This is a genomic window from Streptantibioticus cattleyicolor NRRL 8057 = DSM 46488 (assembly GCF_000240165.1).
In the GTDB taxonomy this organism is placed as follows: Bacteria; Actinomycetota; Actinomycetes; order Streptomycetales; family Streptomycetaceae; genus Streptantibioticus; species Streptantibioticus cattleyicolor.
In genome coordinates, this window is sequence record NC_017586.1 from 4,706,205 (window position 1) to 4,723,301 (window position 17,097).

The 17,097-nt window shown below is 74.1% G+C and carries 18 protein-coding genes; 13 read left to right on the forward strand and 5 right to left on the reverse strand.

Features of this window, described 5'->3' with window-relative positions; genetic code table 11:
- The first annotated feature begins 6 nt into the window (after positions 1-6).
- Positions 7-621, forward strand: coding sequence for an HU family DNA-binding protein (locus SCATT_RS20745; RefSeq protein ID WP_014145101.1), 615 nt, complete (start codon positions 7-9; stop codon positions 619-621).
- 90 nt (positions 622-711) lie between these two features.
- On the opposite strand, the gene SCATT_RS20750 is transcribed toward SCATT_RS20745, so the two are convergent.
- Complete coding sequence (locus SCATT_RS20750; protein WP_014145102.1) at positions 712-945, reverse strand: hypothetical protein; 234 nt, start codon at positions 943-945, stop codon at positions 712-714.
- A 691-nt stretch (positions 946-1,636) separates the two neighbouring features.
- Positions 1,637-2,314 carry a 2-phospho-L-lactate guanylyltransferase gene (gene cofC / locus SCATT_RS20755; protein ID WP_014145103.1) on the reverse strand — a complete coding sequence of 226 codons (678 nt, stop codon included), beginning with the start codon at positions 2,312-2,314 and terminating at the stop codon, positions 1,637-1,639.
- A 204-nt stretch (positions 2,315-2,518) separates the two neighbouring features.
- Here cofC and SCATT_RS20760 point away from each other — a divergent pair, with 204 nt between their 5' ends.
- From SCATT_RS20760 to SCATT_RS20770, 3 genes are read left to right on the forward strand one after another with little or no spacing between them, the layout of a single operon-like run.
- A complete protein-coding gene (locus SCATT_RS20760; RefSeq protein ID WP_014145104.1) occupies positions 2,519-3,274 on the forward strand; it encodes a lysophospholipid acyltransferase family protein in 756 nt (251 codons plus the stop codon).
- Complete coding sequence (locus SCATT_RS20765; RefSeq protein WP_014145105.1) at positions 3,271-4,272, forward strand: NAD(P)H-dependent glycerol-3-phosphate dehydrogenase; 1,002 nt, start codon at positions 3,271-3,273, stop codon at positions 4,270-4,272. The genes SCATT_RS20760 and SCATT_RS20765 overlap by 4 nt, the downstream gene beginning before the upstream one ends.
- A 34-nt stretch (positions 4,273-4,306) precedes the next feature.
- Entirely contained in the window at positions 4,307-5,464 is a 1,158-nt protein-coding gene (locus SCATT_RS20770; RefSeq protein ID WP_014145106.1) for a D-alanine--D-alanine ligase family protein, read from the forward strand.
- A 33-nt stretch (positions 5,465-5,497) separates the two neighbouring features.
- Here SCATT_RS20770 and SCATT_RS20775 read toward each other — a convergent pair whose 3' ends face one another.
- Positions 5,498-5,992, reverse strand: coding sequence for a DUF3515 domain-containing protein (locus SCATT_RS20775; protein WP_014145107.1), 495 nt, complete (start codon positions 5,990-5,992; stop codon positions 5,498-5,500).
- Between the two features lie 20 nt (positions 5,993-6,012).
- Complete coding sequence (locus tag SCATT_RS20780; RefSeq protein ID WP_014145108.1) at positions 6,013-6,246, reverse strand: Lrp/AsnC ligand binding domain-containing protein; 234 nt, start codon at positions 6,244-6,246, stop codon at positions 6,013-6,015.
- A gap of 218 nt (positions 6,247-6,464) precedes the next feature.
- Here SCATT_RS20780 and SCATT_RS20785 point away from each other — a divergent pair, with 218 nt between their 5' ends.
- Positions 6,465-7,430 (forward strand): thiamine-phosphate kinase, encoded by a 966-nt coding sequence (locus SCATT_RS20785; protein WP_014145109.1) that lies wholly within the window; start codon positions 6,465-6,467, stop codon positions 7,428-7,430.
- Between the two features lie 78 nt (positions 7,431-7,508).
- Complete coding sequence (gene thiD, locus SCATT_RS20790) at positions 7,509-8,297, forward strand: bifunctional hydroxymethylpyrimidine kinase/phosphomethylpyrimidine kinase (RefSeq protein WP_014145110.1); 789 nt, start codon at positions 7,509-7,511, stop codon at positions 8,295-8,297.
- Between the two features lie 113 nt (positions 8,298-8,410).
- Here thiD and rpmB read toward each other — a convergent pair whose 3' ends face one another.
- Complete coding sequence (rpmB, locus tag SCATT_RS20795; RefSeq protein ID WP_014628431.1) at positions 8,411-8,596, reverse strand: 50S ribosomal protein L28; 186 nt, start codon at positions 8,594-8,596, stop codon at positions 8,411-8,413.
- 249 nt (positions 8,597-8,845) lie between these two features.
- On the opposite strand from rpmB, the gene SCATT_RS20800 reads away from it, so the two are divergent.
- The 7 genes from SCATT_RS20800 to SCATT_RS20830 all read left to right on the forward strand — a co-directional run bounded on the left by SCATT_RS20800 (position 8,846) and on the right by SCATT_RS20830 (position 17,097).
- Positions 8,846-10,486, forward strand: a complete 1,641-nt coding sequence (locus SCATT_RS20800) for a DAK2 domain-containing protein (protein ID WP_014145112.1) — start codon at positions 8,846-8,848, stop codon at positions 10,484-10,486.
- Between the two features lie 525 nt (positions 10,487-11,011).
- The gene (gene recG, locus SCATT_RS20805; protein WP_014145113.1) at positions 11,012-13,219 is read left to right on the forward strand and encodes an ATP-dependent DNA helicase RecG; all 2,208 of its coding nucleotides are present in this window, start codon (positions 11,012-11,014) and stop codon (positions 13,217-13,219) included.
- A gap of 131 nt (positions 13,220-13,350) precedes the next feature.
- A complete protein-coding gene (locus SCATT_RS20810; RefSeq protein ID WP_014145114.1) occupies positions 13,351-13,869 on the forward strand; it encodes a hypothetical protein in 519 nt (172 codons plus the stop codon).
- A gap of 69 nt (positions 13,870-13,938) precedes the next feature.
- Positions 13,939-14,520 carry a 16S rRNA (guanine(966)-N(2))-methyltransferase RsmD gene (gene rsmD / locus SCATT_RS20815; RefSeq protein WP_014145115.1) on the forward strand — a complete coding sequence of 194 codons (582 nt, stop codon included), beginning with the start codon at positions 13,939-13,941 and terminating at the stop codon, positions 14,518-14,520.
- Positions 14,521-14,546: 26 nt separating this feature from the next.
- The gene (gene coaD, locus SCATT_RS20820) at positions 14,547-15,029 is read left to right on the forward strand and encodes a pantetheine-phosphate adenylyltransferase (RefSeq protein ID WP_193789287.1); all 483 of its coding nucleotides are present in this window, start codon (positions 14,547-14,549) and stop codon (positions 15,027-15,029) included.
- A 130-nt stretch (positions 15,030-15,159) separates the two neighbouring features.
- The gene (locus SCATT_RS20825) at positions 15,160-16,293 is read left to right on the forward strand and encodes a hypothetical protein (protein ID WP_014145117.1); all 1,134 of its coding nucleotides are present in this window, start codon (positions 15,160-15,162) and stop codon (positions 16,291-16,293) included.
- A gap of 144 nt (positions 16,294-16,437) precedes the next feature.
- Positions 16,438-17,097, forward strand: a complete 660-nt coding sequence (locus SCATT_RS20830; RefSeq protein WP_014145118.1) for a YceD family protein — start codon at positions 16,438-16,440, stop codon at positions 17,095-17,097.

The window sequence follows — 17,097 nt, forward strand, 5'->3', positions numbered from 1 at the left end:
GAAGTCGTGAACAAGGCGCAGCTCGTAGAAGCAATCGCCGACAAGCTCGGCGGACGCCAGCAGGCCGCGGACGCGGTCGACGCGGTGCTCGACGCGATCGTCCGGGCGGTGGTGGCCGGCGAGCGGGTCTCGGTCACCGGTTTCGGCTCGTTCGAGAAGGTGGACCGCCCCGCGCGGTACGCCCGCAACCCGCAGACCGGCGAACGCGTCCGGGTCAAGAAGACCTCCGTGCCGCGCTTCCGGGCCGGCCAGGGCTTCAAGGACCTGGTCAGCGGCAGCAAGAAGCTGCCCAAGGGCGACATCGCGGTCAAGAAGGCCCCCAAGGGCAGCCTGACCGGCGGGGTGACCGTCAAGGCCGCGGCGAAGAAGGCCACCGCGAAGAAGGCCACCGCGAAGAAGGCGGCGGCCAAGAAGGCGGCGGCGCAGGCCCCCGCGAAGAAGACCACCGCGAAGAAGACCACGGCGAAGAAGGCACCGGCCAAGGCCACGGCGAAGAAGGCCACGGCGAAGAAGGCGACCGCCAAGAAGGCCACCGCGAAGAAGACCGCGCCCGCGAAGAAGGCGCCGGCCAAGCGCGGCAGCGCCCGCAAGACCACCGCCAAGCGGACCGCGAGCAGGTGAAGCCGGGGCCGCGACGGGCCGGGCTCTCACTCCTGAGCCCGGCCCGCGCCCCGTCGCCCCGCCGCCCCTGAACGACCCCTCGCCCGCGTGCTACACCCCGGCGTCCGCCGCGCCCGGATCCGGGAACGTCTGCAACGTCACGAAGACCACCCGGCGCGCCTCACCCGTCCCCTCGGTACGGATCCGCACCCGCTGCCCCGGCCGCAACAGCCGCAGGTCCCCGGCGTCGAACGCCGCCGCGTCGAACGGCAGCGGCGTCCCGTCGTCCAGCAGCACGCTGCCGGACCGGGTGTCGGGGTCGAACGTGTAGGAAGTCGCCTGCATGGGCCCAGCCTATGACCCCCTGTGCCCCCCGCGAGTTCCGCCGCCGCGGGCTTCGGAGGAGGGCCGGTTCCGCCGAGTGCGCTGGCGTGGCGGTTTCGCTGCCGCGGGCTCGTGATGACCGTTGCGTGCCGCCCGTTCCGCCGCCGCGGGCTTTCATGGGGGCCGGTTCCGCCGAGTGCGCTCCGTGGCATCCGTCGTGGGACGCGTGTTCCGCTGCGCGGGCGCCGGTTTCGCTGCCGTGGGTGCGTGATGGCCGTTGCGTGCCGCCGGTTTCGCTGCGCGGGCTGCGGTCGTGCACTCGTTGCGTGCTGTCCGTTTCGCCGCTGCGGGGTGCGTGTGCCCGTTCCGCTGTGCGGGCTCCGTGGTACCCGTTGCTGGCCGCGCGTTCCGCCGCTGCGGGCTTCCGGCGAGTGCCGGTTCCGCCGAGTGCGCTGGCGTGGCGGTTTCGCTGCGGGCTCCGGTCGTGCTCGTTGCGTGCTGTCCGCTTCGCCGGTGCGGGGTCGTGCTGCCGGTTTCGCTTCGGGCCCCGGTGAGGGCCGTTGCGGGCGTCCCGTTCCGTTGCGCGGGCTCGGGTGAGGGGTTTCCGCCGCGCGGGCTCCAGGGTGCCCGTTGTCGGCCGCCCGATCCGCCGCCGCGGAGTCCGCGAGGCCCGCCGCAGGGGGTCCGTCGGCCGCGCCTGGGCGGGCGGGGGTCACTCGGGATGTTCGGCGAAGGCGCCTCCCTTGGCGAAGATGCCCGTGGTGGCGGTGGTGGTGTGGGGGCCTACGCCCAGGGAGAGGGCGATGCGGAGGTCGGCGGGGGTGTCGACGTCGCGGCGGAGGGAGTCGATGTCGGGGAGGCGGATCTCGCGGGCGCCGGAGGCGAGGTGGCGGGCGCGGGAGGGGCCTTCGAAGGCGGGGGAGAGGTCGGTGCCGCGGGAAGCGGTGAGCAGGGTGGTGCCGAGCCCGGCCGCGTCCGCGACGAAGGCGCGCCGGGCCCGTCCGGCGACCGAAAGGGCCCGGGCCAGTTCCGCCGGGCGCAGCGCCGGCAGATCGGCGTTGAGGGCCGCCACCGACGCCCCCGGCCGTTCCGCGCGCACCAGGCGCGCCCCGTGCGTCAGCGCCGCGTTGAGCCCGCCGCCCGGCGCGTCCGGGAAGACCCGCGCCCCCAGCGCCGCCAGCTCCGGCGCCGCCAGCGGATCGTCGGTGACCACCGTCACCCCGGCCACCGCCGGACACGCCAGCGCCGCCGCCACGGTGTCCTGCGCGAACGCCAGCGCCAGCGGCGGCCGGACCACCACCCCGGCCGCCGCGGCCCCCCGCAGCCGCGACTTGGCCACGGTCAGCGGCTTGAGCGGCACCACCAGATCCCACACGTCTTCCTCGGGCACCGGGACATTGTCACCGCCCGCTTCCCCCGGCCGGCGCACCGCCCGGCGACCACCGGCCACGGCCGCCGGACGGGCGCGCGTTACGGTGTTCGGTACGCGTCCCGGCGGTGGGCTTCTCGACAGACCGCGGACCTGGGGCGACACTTGTGCGGCTGTCCGAAAGCCCGAATCCCGCGGGCAGCGCCAATCGAGGAGGATGTCCTGGTGTCCCGCCGCAGAATCGGCTTCTGGTACCGCTTGGCCGCTGTCATCGTGAAACCGTGGCTCATCGTCCTCTTCAAGCGGGACTGGCGCGGAATGGAGAACATTCCGGCCGACGGCGGATTCATCACCGCCATCAACCACAACTCGTATCTCGACACGTTCTCCTACGCGCACTTCCAGTACAACACCGGACGGGTGCCGCGTTTCCTCGCCAAGGACGCCCTTTTCCGCAAGGGCGTGGCCGGTGCCTTCATGCGCGGCACCGACCAGATCCCGGTCTACCGCGAGTCGGTGAACGCCGCCGGTGCCTTCCGGGCCGCGGTGGCCGCCATCGAACGGGGCGAGTGCGTCGCGTTCTACCCCGAGGGCACCCTCACCCGCGACCCCGGACTGTGGCCGATGACCGGCAAGACCGGGGTGGCCCGGGTGGCCCTGCTCACCAGGGCACCGGTCATCCCGATCGCCCAGTGGGGCGCCAACGAGGCGCTGCCCCCGTACGGCAAGCCGAGGCTGCTGCCGCGCAAGACGCTGCGGGTGGTGGCCGGGCCGCCGGTGGACCTGTCCGCGTACTACGACCAGGAACCCACCCCCGAGGTGCTGCGCGCGGCGACCGGGACCATCATGGACGCCATCACCGGCCTGCTGGAGGAGTTGCGCGGCGAGCGGGCCCCCGCGGAACGCTACGACATGCGCAAGGCCCGTGAGGAAGAACGCCGCCGGGCCGACCGGGCCGCGGAGCGGGAGGAGAGCAAGTGACGCGCTGCGCGGTGTACGGAACCGGCTCGTGGGGCACGGCGTTCGCCATGATCCTCGCCGACGCCGGCTGCGAGGTGACCATGTGGGGCCGGCGCCCCGCCCTCGCCGAGACGATCAACACCACCCGGATCAACCCGGACTACCTGCCCGGGGTGGCCCTGCCGCCGTCCGTCACCGCCACCACCGACCCGGCCCGCGCCGCCGAGGGCGCCGAATTCGTCGTCCTGGCCGTGCCCTCGCAGACACTGCGGGAGAACCTGGCCGCCTGGGCACCGCTGTTCCCCGCCGACGCCGTGCTGGTCAGCCTGATGAAGGGCGTCGAACTCGGCACCAAGAAGCGGATGAGCGAGGTGATCGAGGAGGTCGCCAAGGCGGCCCCGGAACGCGTCGCCGTGCTGTCCGGGCCCAACCTCGCCGGGGAGATCGCCGCCCGCCAGCCCGCCGCCGCGGTGGTCGCCTGCCGGGACGAGGAGGTGGCCCGGCGGCTGCAGAGCGCCTGCCACACCGCCTACTTCCGCCCGTACACCAACACCGACGTGGTCGGCACCGAACTCGGCGGCGCGGTCAAGAACGTCATCGCGCTCGCCGTCGGCATCGCCGAGGGCATGGGCCTGGGCGACAACGCCAAGGCGTCGCTGATCACCCGCGGCCTGGCCGAGACCACCCGGCTGGGGCTGGCCATGGGCGCCGACGCGCACACCTTCGCCGGGCTGGCCGGCATGGGCGACCTCGTCGCCACCTGCGCCTCCCCGCTCTCCCGCAACCACACCTTCGGCATCAACCTCGGGCGCGGGATGACCCTGGAGGAGACGGTGGCGGTCACCAAGCAGACCGCCGAGGGCGTCAAGTCCTGCCGGTCGGTGCTGGATCTCGCCCGCGACATGGGCGTCGAGATGCCGATCACCGAAACCGTGGTGGGCATCGTGCACCAGGGCAAACCGCCGCTGGTTGCGCTGAAGGAGCTGATGTCGCGGTCGACCAAGGCCGAGCGTCGCTGAAGCACCGGGAACCAACGGGTAGGGTCACAGCGACATGAGCAACATGCCTTCACACCACAGCCGGCCGCCGTCCGGCCGCAAGCCGCGGGTCGCCGTCGTCTTCGGCGGACGCAGCTCCGAGCACGCCATCTCGGTGGTCACCGCCGGAGCCGTCCTGCGCGCCATCGACCGGACCAAGTACGACGTCCTGCCCATCGGCATCACCACCGACGGCCGCTGGGCGCTCGCCGCCGACGAACCCGACCGCATGGCGATCACCGCGGGCCAACTGCCCGACGTGGCACGCCTGGCGGAGTCCGCCGAGGGCAGCGTCGTGCTGCCGGTCGACCCGGCCAGCCGCGAGGTCGTCCTGTCCGAGCCGGGTTCGGTGCCCAAGGCGCTCGGCGAGGTCGACGTCGTCTTCCCGGTGCTGCACGGCCCGTACGGCGAGGACGGCACCCTCCAGGGGCTGCTGGAGCTGTCCGGGGTGCCGTACGTGGGCGCCGGCGTGCTCGCCTCCGCGGTCGGCATGGACAAGGAGTACATGAAGCGTGTCTTCACCTCCTTCGGCCTGGCCGTCGGCCCCTACCTGGTGATCCGCCCCCGCGAGTGGCACGCCGACCCGGCCGCCGCCCGCCGCCGGATCACCGACTTCGCCGAGCGTGAGGGGTGGCCGCTGTTCGTCAAGCCCGCCCGGGCCGGCTCCTCGATGGGCATCAGCAAGGTGGACGGCCCCGACGAGCTGGACGCCGCCGTCGAGCTGGCGCAGTCCCACGACCCCAAGATCCTCGTGGAGTCGGCGCTGTCCGGCCGGGAGATCGAGTGCGGGGTGCTGGAGTTCGAGGACGGGCCGCGGGCCAGCGTCCCGGCCTGGATCCCGCCCGCCGACGCCCACGGCTTCTACGACTTCGAGGCCAAGTACATCGACTCCGCCGAGGGCGTCGTCCCGGCCCCGCTGACCGACGAGGAGACCGCCCGGGTACGGGAGCTGGCGGTGCGCGCCTTCGACGCGGTCTCCTGCGAGGGCCTGGTCCGCGCAGACTTCTTCCTCACCGACGACGGCGAGTTCGTCATCAACGAGGTCAACACCATGCCCGGGTTCACCCCGATCTCGATGTACCCGCGGATGTGGGAGGCCACCGGGGTCGACTACCCGGAGCTGGTGGACCGGCTGATCCAGGCCGCGCTGCGCCGCTCGACGGGGTTGCGCTGAGCCACGCCCGCCGGTGCCGTGGCCGCCGCGCGGCTACAGCTCCGTCGGGTCGGCCCGCTTGACGGCCGCGGCCAGATCGGTCAGCGGGTTGACCTCCGGCTTGTAGGCGCTGGGCACGGTGACCTCGACGAAGGCGGCGCGGCCGGTGGTGGTGAAGCGGTAGCCGCCGTCGAACTGCTGGGGCAGCCAGGTGACGTCGTTCACCCCGACCGCCTCCGCCGTGGGGTCGTAGTGCGGATCGCCCGGGGTGAGCGACCTCGGGCGCGGCACCCCGCAGCGCAGCTCCACCTGGGGGTTGCCCCAGGCCGCGGTGAACGGCGAGGCGGGGGTGGTGGCGTGCCGGGCGAGCCCGTCGACGGTGCCGGGCAGCCTGTCGTGCAGGGCGCGGCAGATCGCGGCGGCCGACGGGGAGGGGCTCGGCACCGCGACCGCGTTCGCCGGGCCGGACGAGCAGCCCGCCACCGTCAGCAGCACGGTGGCGGGCAGCGGGAGGAGGGGCCGGAGTCGGGCGGGCACGAAGACGTTCACCGCCCGAGCATAGGCCGCGGCTACAGATGGACCACCGGGCAGGTCAGGGTGCGGGTGATGCCGTCCACCTGCTGGACCTTGGCGACCACCATGCGGCCGAGTTCGTCCACGGTGTCCGCCTGGGCCCGCACGATCACGTCGTACGGGCCCGTGACGTCCTCGGCGGTGAGGACCCCGGGGAGCTTGGAGATCACCTCGGCCACCACGGTGGCCTTGCCGACCTCGGTCTGGATCAGGATGTACGCCTGTACCACGGAACCTCCAGGCGGCTACGAGGATCATGGGGGAGGGGACGGCCACGGTACCGCGTCCCCGCCTGACGTGGGGAGACCCCGCGCGGCGGGTTCGGCCCGCCGAAGGCCGCCCGGCAAGCGGCGTTGACGGCCGTCCGCCGGGCCGCCGTCCGCCGTCGGGAAACCGGCACGAGGAACCGGCACGAGAAGGGGACAGTGTTGCTGAAGGAGCGAGGGGCATGAAGGGCACCGTGGGTGAGCTGGGCGAGTTCGGGCTCATCAGGGAGTTGACCTCCCGGCTCACCACCACCCCGGCGGTACGGCTGGGGCCCGGCGACGACGCGGCCGTGGTGGCGGCCCCGGACCGCCGCGTGGTGGCCAGCACCGACGTGCTGCTGGAGGGGCGCCACTTCCGGCGCGACTGGTCCACCGCGTACGACGTCGGCCGCAAGGCGGCGGCGCAGAACCTCGCCGACATCGCCGCCATGGGGGCCACCCCCACCGCCCTGCTGCTCGGCCTGGTGGTCCCGGCCGAACTGCCCGCCACCTGGCCGCTGGAGCTGATGGACGGCATCAGCGACGAATGCCAGGTGGCCGGCGCCGCGGTGGCCGGCGGCGACGTGGTGCGCGGCGACGCCATCACGGTGGCCATCACCGCGCTGGGCGACCTCCAGGGCCGCCGCCCGGTCACCCGTTCCGGTGCCCGCCCCGGGGACGTGGTGGCCGTCACCGGCTGGCTCGGCTGGTCGGCCGCCGGGTACGCGCTGCTCTCCCGGGGCTTCCGCAGCCCCCGCGCCTTCGTCGAGGCCCACCGCCGCCCCGAACCCCCGTACGCCGAGGGCCCGGCCGCGGCGGCGCTGGGGGCCACCGCGATGACCGACGTCAGCGACGGACTCCTGGCCGACCTCGGACACATCGCGGAGGCCAGCGGGGTCAGCATCGACGTCAAGCGCGCGGCGCTCGACGTCCCCGCGCAGATGACCGACATCGGGCAGGCGGTCGGGGTGGACCCGGTCGACTGGGTGCTCACCGGCGGTGAGGACCACGCCATCGTGGCCGCCTTCCCCGCCAAGGCCAAACTCCCGGCCCGCTGGCGGGTGATCGGCGAGGTGCTGGGCGCCGGGGCCGGCCCGCAGGTGACCGTGGACGGCGCGGTGTGGGAGGCGGCCGGCGGCTGGGACCACTTCGGCGCCCCGGCCGGCTGACCGGCGTCCGCGCCCGGCGGGGGTCGGCGTTCGCGAGGCGTTCACCCGCCGCCCGGGACGACCCGTTAGGTTCGGGTCATGCGCATACCACCACGGGTGCTCACCGTCGCCGGATCCGACTCCGGCGGCGGCGCGGGCATCCAGGCCGACCTGAAGACCATGCTGGCCCTCGGCACGCACGGCATGAGCGTGGTGACCGCCGTCACCGCGCAGAACTCGCTGGGCGTGCAAGGCGCCTGGGAACTGCCCGCCGAGGCGGTCCGCGCCCAGTTCCGCAGCATCGTGGACGACATCGGGGTGCAGGCGGTGAAGACCGGCATGCTCGCCTCACCGGAGCTGGTGCGTACCGTCGCCCGACTCCTGGCCGGCGTCGACGCGCCGGTCGTGGTGGACCCGGTCGGGGTCTCCAAGCACGGCGACCGGCTGCTGGCCGCCGAGGCGCTGGAGTCGGTACGCGAACGGCTGCTGCCCACCGCCACCGTGGCCACCCCCAACCTCGACGAGGTGGCCGAACTCACCGGCGTGAAGGTCACCGACGAGGACGGCATGCGTGAGGCGGCCCGCGCGATCCTGGCGTACGGGCCGCGCTGGGCCCTGATCAAGGGCGGCCATCTGCCCGGCGCCCCGGTCGACCTGCTCAGCGACGGCCGCGAGGAACACTGGTTCCGCGGGGCGCGCCACGACAACCGGCACACCCACGGCACCGGATGCACCCTCGCCAGCGCGATCGCCGCGCACCTCGCCAAGGGCCTCGACGTGCCGCAGGCGGTCGGCGCCGCCAAGGCGTACGTCACCGGCGCCATCGCCGCCGGATTCCCGCTGGGCGCCGGAATCGGCCCGGTGGACCACGCCTGGCAGTGGGGGTGACCCGGGCCCCGCGTGACGGCGACTTCCCGCAACGACGAAGCGGCCGGCCCACCACGAGGGTGGACCGGCCGCTCCGCACGAGCCGCAGGGCTGCGCTACGACGACGTCAACCGTCAGCGCGCGACCTTGCCGGCCTTGATGCACGAGGTGCAGACGTTGAGGCGCTTCGGCGTCCGACCGACCACGGCACGCACCGTCTGGATGTTGGGGTTCCAACGACGGCGAGTACGGCGGTGCGAGTGCGAGATGTTGTTGCCGAAGCCCGGCCCCTTGCCGCAGACGTCGCAGTTGGCAGCCACGGGTCACTCCAAAGACTTCAGATGCACGTACGGTGAATCTCGGCGGAACCGAGAGGAAGACCCGACCGGCGTCGGGCAACCGGAGCAGCATACAACGACCGCTCACGTACTTCGAATCTACCATGGGCGCCGGGAGCCTTCTCCCGGTCCACCAGCCAGGCTCCGCGCCCGGCCCTCCTCCGGCCCCGCGCGGGGACCCCACTACTGTCGGTGCTGTCGTGCCCACCCGTGCCGTCAGGAGGAACCCGGTTGCCGCCCACGTTGGACGCCGTCGCGGTGCGCACCTGGTGCCGGCTCGCCCTCGCCGAGCTGGGCCGGGCCCGGGAGGAGATCGACGCCATCAACGTCTACCCGGTCGCCGACGGGGACACCGGCACCAACCTCTACCTGACCGTGGAGTCCGCCGCCCAGTCGGTGGACGCGGTCTTCGACGGCCACGCCTCCTCCGGCGCCCGCCCCGACCGCGCCCAGACGGTACGGGCCATGGCGCACGGCGCGCTGATCGGCGCCCGCGGCAACTCCGGCACCATCCTCGCCCAGCTGCTGCGCGGCATGAGCGAGATCCTGGCCGCCCCGCAGCCCCCGCGCCCCGACGACGCCGACACCCTGCGCCGCGCCCTGCGGCACGCCGCCGCCTCGGCCCACCAGGCGGTCGCCCACCCCGCCGAGGGCACCATGCTCACCGTCGCCGCCGCGGCGGCCGACGCCGCCTGCGCGACGGCCGGGGACGTGGCCGCCGCCGCCCGCGCCGCCTACGACGCCGCCTGCGCCGCGCTGGCCCGTACCCCCGGACAGCTCGCCGCGCTCGGCCGGGCCGGGGTGGTGGACGCCGGCGGACGCGGCCTGGTGGCCGTGCTCGGCGCGCTGGCCCGGGCGGTCGGGGCCACCGCGCAGGCACCGCCGGCCACCACCGCCCGCCCGCTGCCCGACCCGCGGCACGACTGCGCCGCCGGCCGCGATCCGCACCTGGCCCAGGACGGCCCCGCCTTCGAGGTGGTCTACCTGCTGGAGGCCGCCGACTCCGCGGTCCCCGCGCTGCGCGCCCGCCTCGACGCGCTCGGCGACTGCCTGGTGGTGGTCGGCGGCGACGGGCTGTGGAACGTCCATGTGCACGTGGACGACGCCGGGGCCGCGGTGGAGGCCGGGGTGGACGCCGGACGCCCGTACCGGATCCGCATCACCCACTTCGGCGACCAGTGCCGTACCGGACGGCGCACCGCCGCCCTCGAACAGCGCGCCGTGGTCGCCGTGGCCGACGGCGACGGGCTCGCCGCGCTCTACGCCGGGGCCGGCGCCACCGTGGTGCCGGTGCCCGCCGGGGAACCGCTGGCCAGCGGCGACCTGGCGGCGGCGGTACGCCGGGCGCACGCCCGCGAGGTGGTGCTGCTGCCCAACGACGCCGAACTGCTGCACCTGGCCGGGGTCGCCGCCGAACAGGCCCGCGCCGACGGCCTGCGGGTCGCCCTGATCCCCACCCGCTCCGCGGTGCAGGGCATCGCCGCGCTCGCCGTCCACCAGCCCTCCCGCCGGTTCGACGAGGACGTGGTGGCGATGACGGCCGCGGCCGGCGCCACCCGGTACGCCGCCGTGGCGGTCGCCGAACGCGAGTCGTGGACCATGGCCGGCGTCTGCCAGGCCGGCGACCTGCTCGGCCTGATCGACGGCGACGTGGTGGTGATCGGCGACGACCTGGCCCGCACCGCGGTCACCGTCCTCGACCGGATGCTCGCGGCCGGCGGCGAGATGGTCACCCTCGTCCCCGGCGCCGGCGCCCCACCCGGCCTCGCCGACCACCTCACCGACCACGTCCGCGAACACCACCTCGCCGTCGACACCGTCGTCCACCCCGGCGGCCAGCACACCTGCCCGCTGGTGATCGGCGTGGAGTGAGCCGGCCTCCGGCGCCGGCGCGGTGAGGCGGCCCGGCCGGTCGGCCGGGTGCGGCCGGGAAACGCCGCCGCGTGGGGGGGGCGGCTGTGCCGCGTCGGTGGCGGGCGCTTGCCGTCGGCCGGGTGCGGCCGGGACGCGGCGCAGTGCGTGATCGCGTGTCCACGCGGGCGCCGCCGGCAGTGCCGTGCGTAACGGGCGTGCGTCGGCCGGGTGCGGCCGGGACACGTTGCCGTGCGGCGCGGAGCCGGGTGTGTGCGTGGGGGCGGATTCCGCCGCGTGGTGCGAGCGTGTAGGCGGACCGGTGTCTGCGCCCGGCGCGGAGCCGGCCTCCGGGGCCGGGACGCGTTGCCGCCCGGTGCGGAGCCGGGTGTCCGCGTGGGGGCGGATTCGCCACGTGCGTGGCGGGTCGCGGCCGGTGGGGCGGCCCCGCCGCGCGGGCGGACCGGCGGCTCCGCCCGGCGCGGAGCCGGCCTCCAGGGGCGTCGCGCCCGGCGCTGTCACAGCGTTGCGCCACTATGGAGGGCGATGGCTGCCCTCGACGAACCGCTGCGCAAGGTCGTCGGCGACCGCACCGCCAAGGTGCTCGCCGACCACCTCGACCTGCACACCACCGGTGACCTGCTCCACCACTACCCGCGCCGCTACGCCGAACGCGGTGAGCTGACCAGGCTCGCCGACCTGCCGCTGGACGAGCACGTCACCGTGGTCGCCCAGGTGGCCAAGGCGGAGAAGAAGACCTACAACCGGGGCGCCGGGGTGCGCCTGGAGGTGGTGGTCACCGACGGCAGCGGCTCGCTGCAACTGGTCTTCTTCAACAAGGCCGCCCACTTCCACCACACCAAGCTGGTGCCCGGCCGCCGCGGGATGTTCGCCGGCAAGGTCACCGTGTTCAACCGGGTACGCCAACTCGCCCACCCCGACTACCAGTTGCTCGACGCCGAGGACGGCGAGGAGGCGGTGGACGCCTTCGCCGGCCGGCTGCTGCCGCTGTATCCGGCGTGCAAGCAGATCGCCTCCTGGCAGATCGCGCAGGCCGTGGACGTCGTGCTCGACTCGCTGACCGGCACCGAATGGGCCGGCGTCGCCGACCCGCTGCCCGCCCGGCTGCGCGCCGACCGCGGGCTCGCCCCGCTGCCCGAGGCGCTGCTCAAGGTGCACCGGCCGGCCACCCGGGCCGACATCGCCGACGCCCGGGAACGCCTCAAGTGGGACGAGGCGTTCGTCCTCCAGGTGGCGCTGGCCCGGCGGCGCGCCGACGACGCCGCCCGGCCCGCGGTGGCCCGCCGCCCCAAGGACGACGGCCTGCTCACCGCGTTCGACGCCCGGCTGCCGTTCACCCTCACCGAGGGGCAGACCAAGGTCTCCGCGGAGATCTTCGCCGACCTGGCCGCCGAACACCCCATGCACCGGCTCCTCCAGGGCGAGGTCGGCTCCGGCAAGACGCTGGTGGCGCTGCGGGCCATGCTCGCCGTGGTCGACTCCGGTGGCCAGGCCGCCATGCTGGCCCCCACCGAGGTGCTGGCCCAGCAGCACCACCGCTCGATCACCGAGATGATGGGTGACCTCGCCGAGGGAGGGATGCTGGGTGGGGCGGACGTGGGCACCAAGGTCGTCCTGCTCACCGGCTCGATGGGCGCCGCCGCGCGCCGTCAGGCCCTGCTCGACCTGGTCAGCGGGGACGCCGGGATCGTGGTCGGCACCCACGCCCTCATCGAGGACAAGGTCACCTTCCACGACCTGGGGCTGGTGGTCGTCGACGAACAGCACCGGTTCGGCGTCGAGCAGCGCGACGCCCTGCGCGGCAAGGGCAACCGCCCCCCGCACCTGCTGGTGATGACGGCCACCCCGATCCCGCGCACGGTGGCCATGACGGTCTTCGGCGACCTGGAGACCTCGGTGCTCGACCAGCTCCCGGCCGGCCGCTCGCCGATCGCCACCCACGTCGTCCCGGCCAAGGACAAGCCGCACTTCCTCACCCGCGCCTGGGAACGGGTCCGCGAGGAGGTCGCCGCCGGCCACCAGGGGTACGTGGTCTGCCCCCGCATCGGCGACGAGGAGGAGCCGGCCAAGGCCAAGGAGACCAAGGAGGGCAAGGAGGCCGCGGACGACGCGGAACGCCGTCCGCCGCTGGCCGTGCTCGACGTCGCCGAGCAGCTGGCCACCGGTCCGCTGGCCGGGCTGCGGGTCGAGGTGCTCCACGGCCGCATGCAGCCGGAGGCCAAGGACGACGTGATGCGCCGGTTCGCCGCCGGCCAGGTGGACGTCCTGGTGGCCACCACGGTGATCGAGGTCGGGGTCAACGTCCCCAACGCCACCGCCATGGTGATCATGGACGCCGACCGGTTCGGCGTCTCCCAGCTCCACCAGTTGCGCGGCCGGGTCGGCCGGGGCGCCGCGGCCGGGCTGTGCCTGCTGGTCACCGAGGCCCCCGAGGTGAGCCCGGCCCGCACCCGGCTGGACGCGGTCGCCGCCACCCTGGACGGCTTCGAGCTCTCCCGCATCGACCTGGAGCAGCGTCGCGAGGGCGACGTCCTCGGCCAGGCCCAGTCGGGCACCCGCTCCTCGCTGCGGATGCTCACCGTCATCGCCGACGAGGACATCATCGCCGCCGCCCGCGAGGAGGCCACCGCCCTGGTCGCCGCCGACCCCTCGCTCGCCGGCCACCCCGAGCTGCGCAGCGCGCTCGACAGCCTGGTGGACGCCTCCCGCGAGGACTACCTGGAGAAGGGGTGAGCCCCGCGGCGGACGGGTCGCCCAACTCCCGTCCGCCGGGCGGCGATTGTCATACCCCCCTGGGAGAATTGGAGACAGTCCAGGCCGGTCCGACCGCGGATGGGCCACTGTGGACCCTTGGGGGCTGAAACATGGCGTTCCGTCACATCAACGAACTCCCGCTCGGCGAGAAGGTCTTCCGGATCGAGCTCGCCAGCGAGGACGACACCACCGTCACCGTGACGCTCTCCGGCTGGCACGAGAGCGACCCCGACACCCTGCTGGCCTCCGGCGAACTGCGGCTGCCGCTCCAGGACGTGGCCTCGCTGCGGCTCGCCGTCAACCGCGCCCTGCGCGCCATCGCGCTCGTCGCCGACGTCGCCGAACCCATCCCCGACCGCGACGTGCTGCGCGAGCTGTACCCCGGGCACGGTGCCCCCTGGGTGCCCCAGCACGAGCAGGAGCTGGTCCGCCGCTTCCACGACGGGGAGACCGTCGCCCGGATATCGGCCCGCTTCGGCCGCACCCCGGACTCGGTGCGCACCAAGCTGCGTGAGCTGGGCCACGACCCGCGGCGCCCGGAGTACTGCCCGCCCGACGGCTGCCTGTCCTGGTCCCGCTACGCCTCGCCCGCCCTGGTGGGGGCGGCCGAGGAGCCGGGGCGCGGCTGAGCTACGTATCGTGGTGGGGCGGCGCCGCGGCGGCGCCGTTCCACCCGTTACCCCGAGGACGTGACCGACGTGACCCGCGTGATCGCCGGTGCGGCAGGCGGCCGACGCCTCGCCGTGCCGCCAGGCCAGGGCACCCGCCCCACCTCGGACCGGGCGCGCGAGGGGCTCTTCTCCACCTGGCAGGCGCTGCACGGCCCGCTGACCGGGGCCCGGGTGCTCGACCTGTACGGCGGATCGGGCGCGGTCGGGCTGGAGGCGCTCTCCCGGGGCGCCGCCCACGTCCTGCTGGTGGAGGCCGACGCCCGCGCGGTGCGGGTGATCCGGGAGAACGTCCGGGCGCTCGGGCTCCCCGGCGCCGAGGTGCGGGCCGCCAAGGCCGAGAAGGTGGTGGCCGGCCCGCCCCCCGCCGACCCGTACGACGTGGTCTTTCTCGACCCCCCGTACGCGGTCTCCGACGACGAACTGCGCGAGATCCTGATCACACTCGCCGCCGGGGGCTGGCTCGCGGCGGACGCCATGGTCACCGTGGAACGCGGCACCCGAGGCGGTCAGTTCCACTGGCCCGCCGGATTCGAGGGACTCCGGGCCCGCCGCTACGGGGAGGGCACCCTTTGGTACGGTCGCGCCGCCCAGGTCACCGACGCGTCATGACCCACCCGGAGAGCGAGGAGTCACCGTTGCGCCGCGCAGTCTGTCCGGGGTCCTTCGACCCCATCACCAATGGCCACCTCGACATCATCGCCCGCGCGTCGCGCCTGTACGACGTCGTGCACGTCGCCGTGATGATCAACAAGTCGAAGCAGGGCCTGTTCACCATCGACGAGCGCATCTCGCTGATCGAGCAGGTCACCGCCGAGTTCGGCAACGTGCGGGTGGAGTCCTTCCACGGCCTGCTGGTCGACTTCTGCAAGCAGCGGGAGATCCCGGCCATCGTCAAGGGGCTGCGGGCGGTCAGCGACTTCGACTACGAGTTGCAGATGGCCCAGATGAACAACGGCCTCTCCGGCGTCGAGACGCTCTTCGTCCCCACCAACCCCGCCTACAGCTTCCTCTCCTCCAGCCTGGTCAAGGAGGTCGCGGCGTGGGGCGGCGACGTCTCCCACCTGGTGCCCGCGCCGGTGATGGAGGCGCTGCGCGGCAAGCTCGGCAAGGACCGGTGAGCACCGGTTTCCTGACGATGCGTCAGTCAGTGGGTCGGGCGGCCCCGGGGGTCGTAGAGTCTGCTTCACCCCACCGGCTCCAGCCGGGCCCGGGTCCCGCCGGGTTCCGCCGAGGAAAGACTTGACGCACATGGACGTGCAGAAGAAGCTCGACGAGATCGTCGCGGCCGTCGAAGGCGCGCGCTCCATGCCCATGTCGGCCTCCTGCGTGATCAACCGTGCCGAGCTGCTCGCCATGGTCCGTGACCTCCAGGCCGCGCTGCCCGAGGCCCTCTCCCGGGCCGAGGCGGTCATCGGCGACCGCGAACAGGTGGTCGCCGAGGCCCGCGCCGAGGCCGACCGGGTCATCGCCGCCGCCCACGAGGAGCGCGCCGCGCTGATCTCCGGCACCGAGGTCGCCCGGCACGCCCAGGAGGAGGCCGACCGCCTGCTGGCCGAGGCCCGCGCCGAGGCCGACGAGGTCCGCGCCGAGGCCGACGAGTACGTCGACAGCAAGCTCGCCAACTTCGAGGTGGTCCTCACCAAGACCCTCGGCTCCGTCGACCGGGGCCGCGAGAAGCTGCTGGGCCGCGACCCCGGCGCGTCCCCGGCCGAGCAGGCCGACCCCGAGTACGACGCCGCCCCGGAGCGCACCTCCGACCCCGACGAACTGCGCCGCCGGGCCGACGCCTACGTGGACGCCAAGCTCGGCGCCTTCGAGGCGGTCCTCGCCAAGACCCTGGAGGCGGTCGGCCGGGGCCGCCAGAAGCTCACCGGCCACCGCCCCATCGACGACCTCGCCGCCCACCTCGCCGCCCAGGACGCCCTGGGGGCCGCGCCGCAGAGCGACGACGAATACCTGGCCGGACTGGCCGCCGGTCTCAACCAGACCCCCGTCGCGCCCGCCGTCCCCGCCCCGTCCCAGCCCGGCGACTACGGCTACCCGCAGCAGCCCGGCTACGCCCCGGCCGCCGCCGGGTACGAGGGCACCGGCTACCAGGACCCCTCGCTCGGCTACGGCACCACCGCCGAACCCCAGCACCCCGGCTACCAGGGGTACTACGGCACCTACCAGGAGCAGCCGGGCGGCTACGGCGACTGGCCGGCGCACCACGGCTACCAGGAGGCCGTCGGGCAGGCACCGGCCCCGCAAACCCATCCCCAGCAGCCCCAGGGCGCCCACGCGCACGTACCGCAGCAGCCGGCCGGGCTGGACGAGACCAGCTTCTTCGACACCTCGCTGATCGACCTCAACCAGCTGCGGGAACTCGACGGGGGCCGGTGAGCCCGAGGGCGAGTTGGGTCAGCGCCGCCGGTCAAGTATCCTGACAGCTCCGGCCCGCATATGAGCCGGTTTCCGGCTGCCCTCTTCCGGGACGGCGAGGGGCTCCTCCCACGCCCGCAAGGCTGTGGGGGAGCCGTACGGCACATGCACCGAGGAAAGCAGGAAGCCATCAACGCCCGCCTTGACCACCGCGACCCGCTCGTGCTCGACACGCGTGAGCTGGGCCGTCGGCCTGGCGCGATGAAGCGGATCGCGCGGACCGTGCCCGCGCCCGCCGATCTGGGCGTGGCCGATGTGATCGGGGTCCCCGCCTCCGCGGAGATCGAGCTCGACCTGCGGCTGGAGTCGGTGATGGAGGGCGTGCTCGTCACGGGTACCGCCCGAGCGCCGGTCACCGGCGAATGCGTAAGGTGTCTGGAGCCGATCGAGCGCGAGCTCGAAACGGACTTCCAGGAGCTGTTCTCCTACCCCGACGCCGGGGAGGGCTTCGGCGGCCACGCCGACGAGGCCGACGGCGACGAGGAGGAGGAACTGCTCCAGGTCGAGGACGATCTGATCGGCCTCGAACCCGTGCTGCGGGACGCGGTGGTGCTCGAACTGCCGCTGCAGCCGGTGTGCCGGGAGGACTGCCCGGGGCTGTGCGCCGATTGCGGTGCCCGTCTCGCGGACGATCCCGGTCACCACCACGACGCCACCGACATCCGTTGGGCGGCGTTGCAGGGACTCGCCGATTCCCTCCAGGGCGGCGAGAAGGACAACATGAGCGGCGCCGAGGGCGGCGTCGACGAGAAGCAGGAGAAATAG

Coding starts and splice junctions, on each gene's coding strand:
- SCATT_RS20750 (WP_014145102.1), bottom strand. CDS start 945: ATGCAGGCGACTTCCTACACGTTCGACCCCGACACCCGGTCCGGCAGC.
- SCATT_RS20770 (WP_014145106.1), top strand. CDS start 4,307: ATGAGCAACATGCCTTCACACCACAGCCGGCCGCCGTCCGGCCGCAAG.
- SCATT_RS20785 (WP_014145109.1), top strand. CDS start 6,465: ATGAAGGGCACCGTGGGTGAGCTGGGCGAGTTCGGGCTCATCAGGGAG.
- thiD (WP_014145110.1), top strand. CDS start 7,509: ATGCGCATACCACCACGGGTGCTCACCGTCGCCGGATCCGACTCCGGC.
- recG (WP_014145113.1), top strand. CDS start 11,012: ATGGCTGCCCTCGACGAACCGCTGCGCAAGGTCGTCGGCGACCGCACC.
- SCATT_RS20810 (WP_014145114.1), top strand. CDS start 13,351: ATGGCGTTCCGTCACATCAACGAACTCCCGCTCGGCGAGAAGGTCTTC.
- SCATT_RS20825 (WP_014145117.1), top strand. CDS start 15,160: ATGGACGTGCAGAAGAAGCTCGACGAGATCGTCGCGGCCGTCGAAGGC.
- SCATT_RS20830 (WP_014145118.1), top strand. CDS start 16,438: ATGCACCGAGGAAAGCAGGAAGCCATCAACGCCCGCCTTGACCACCGC.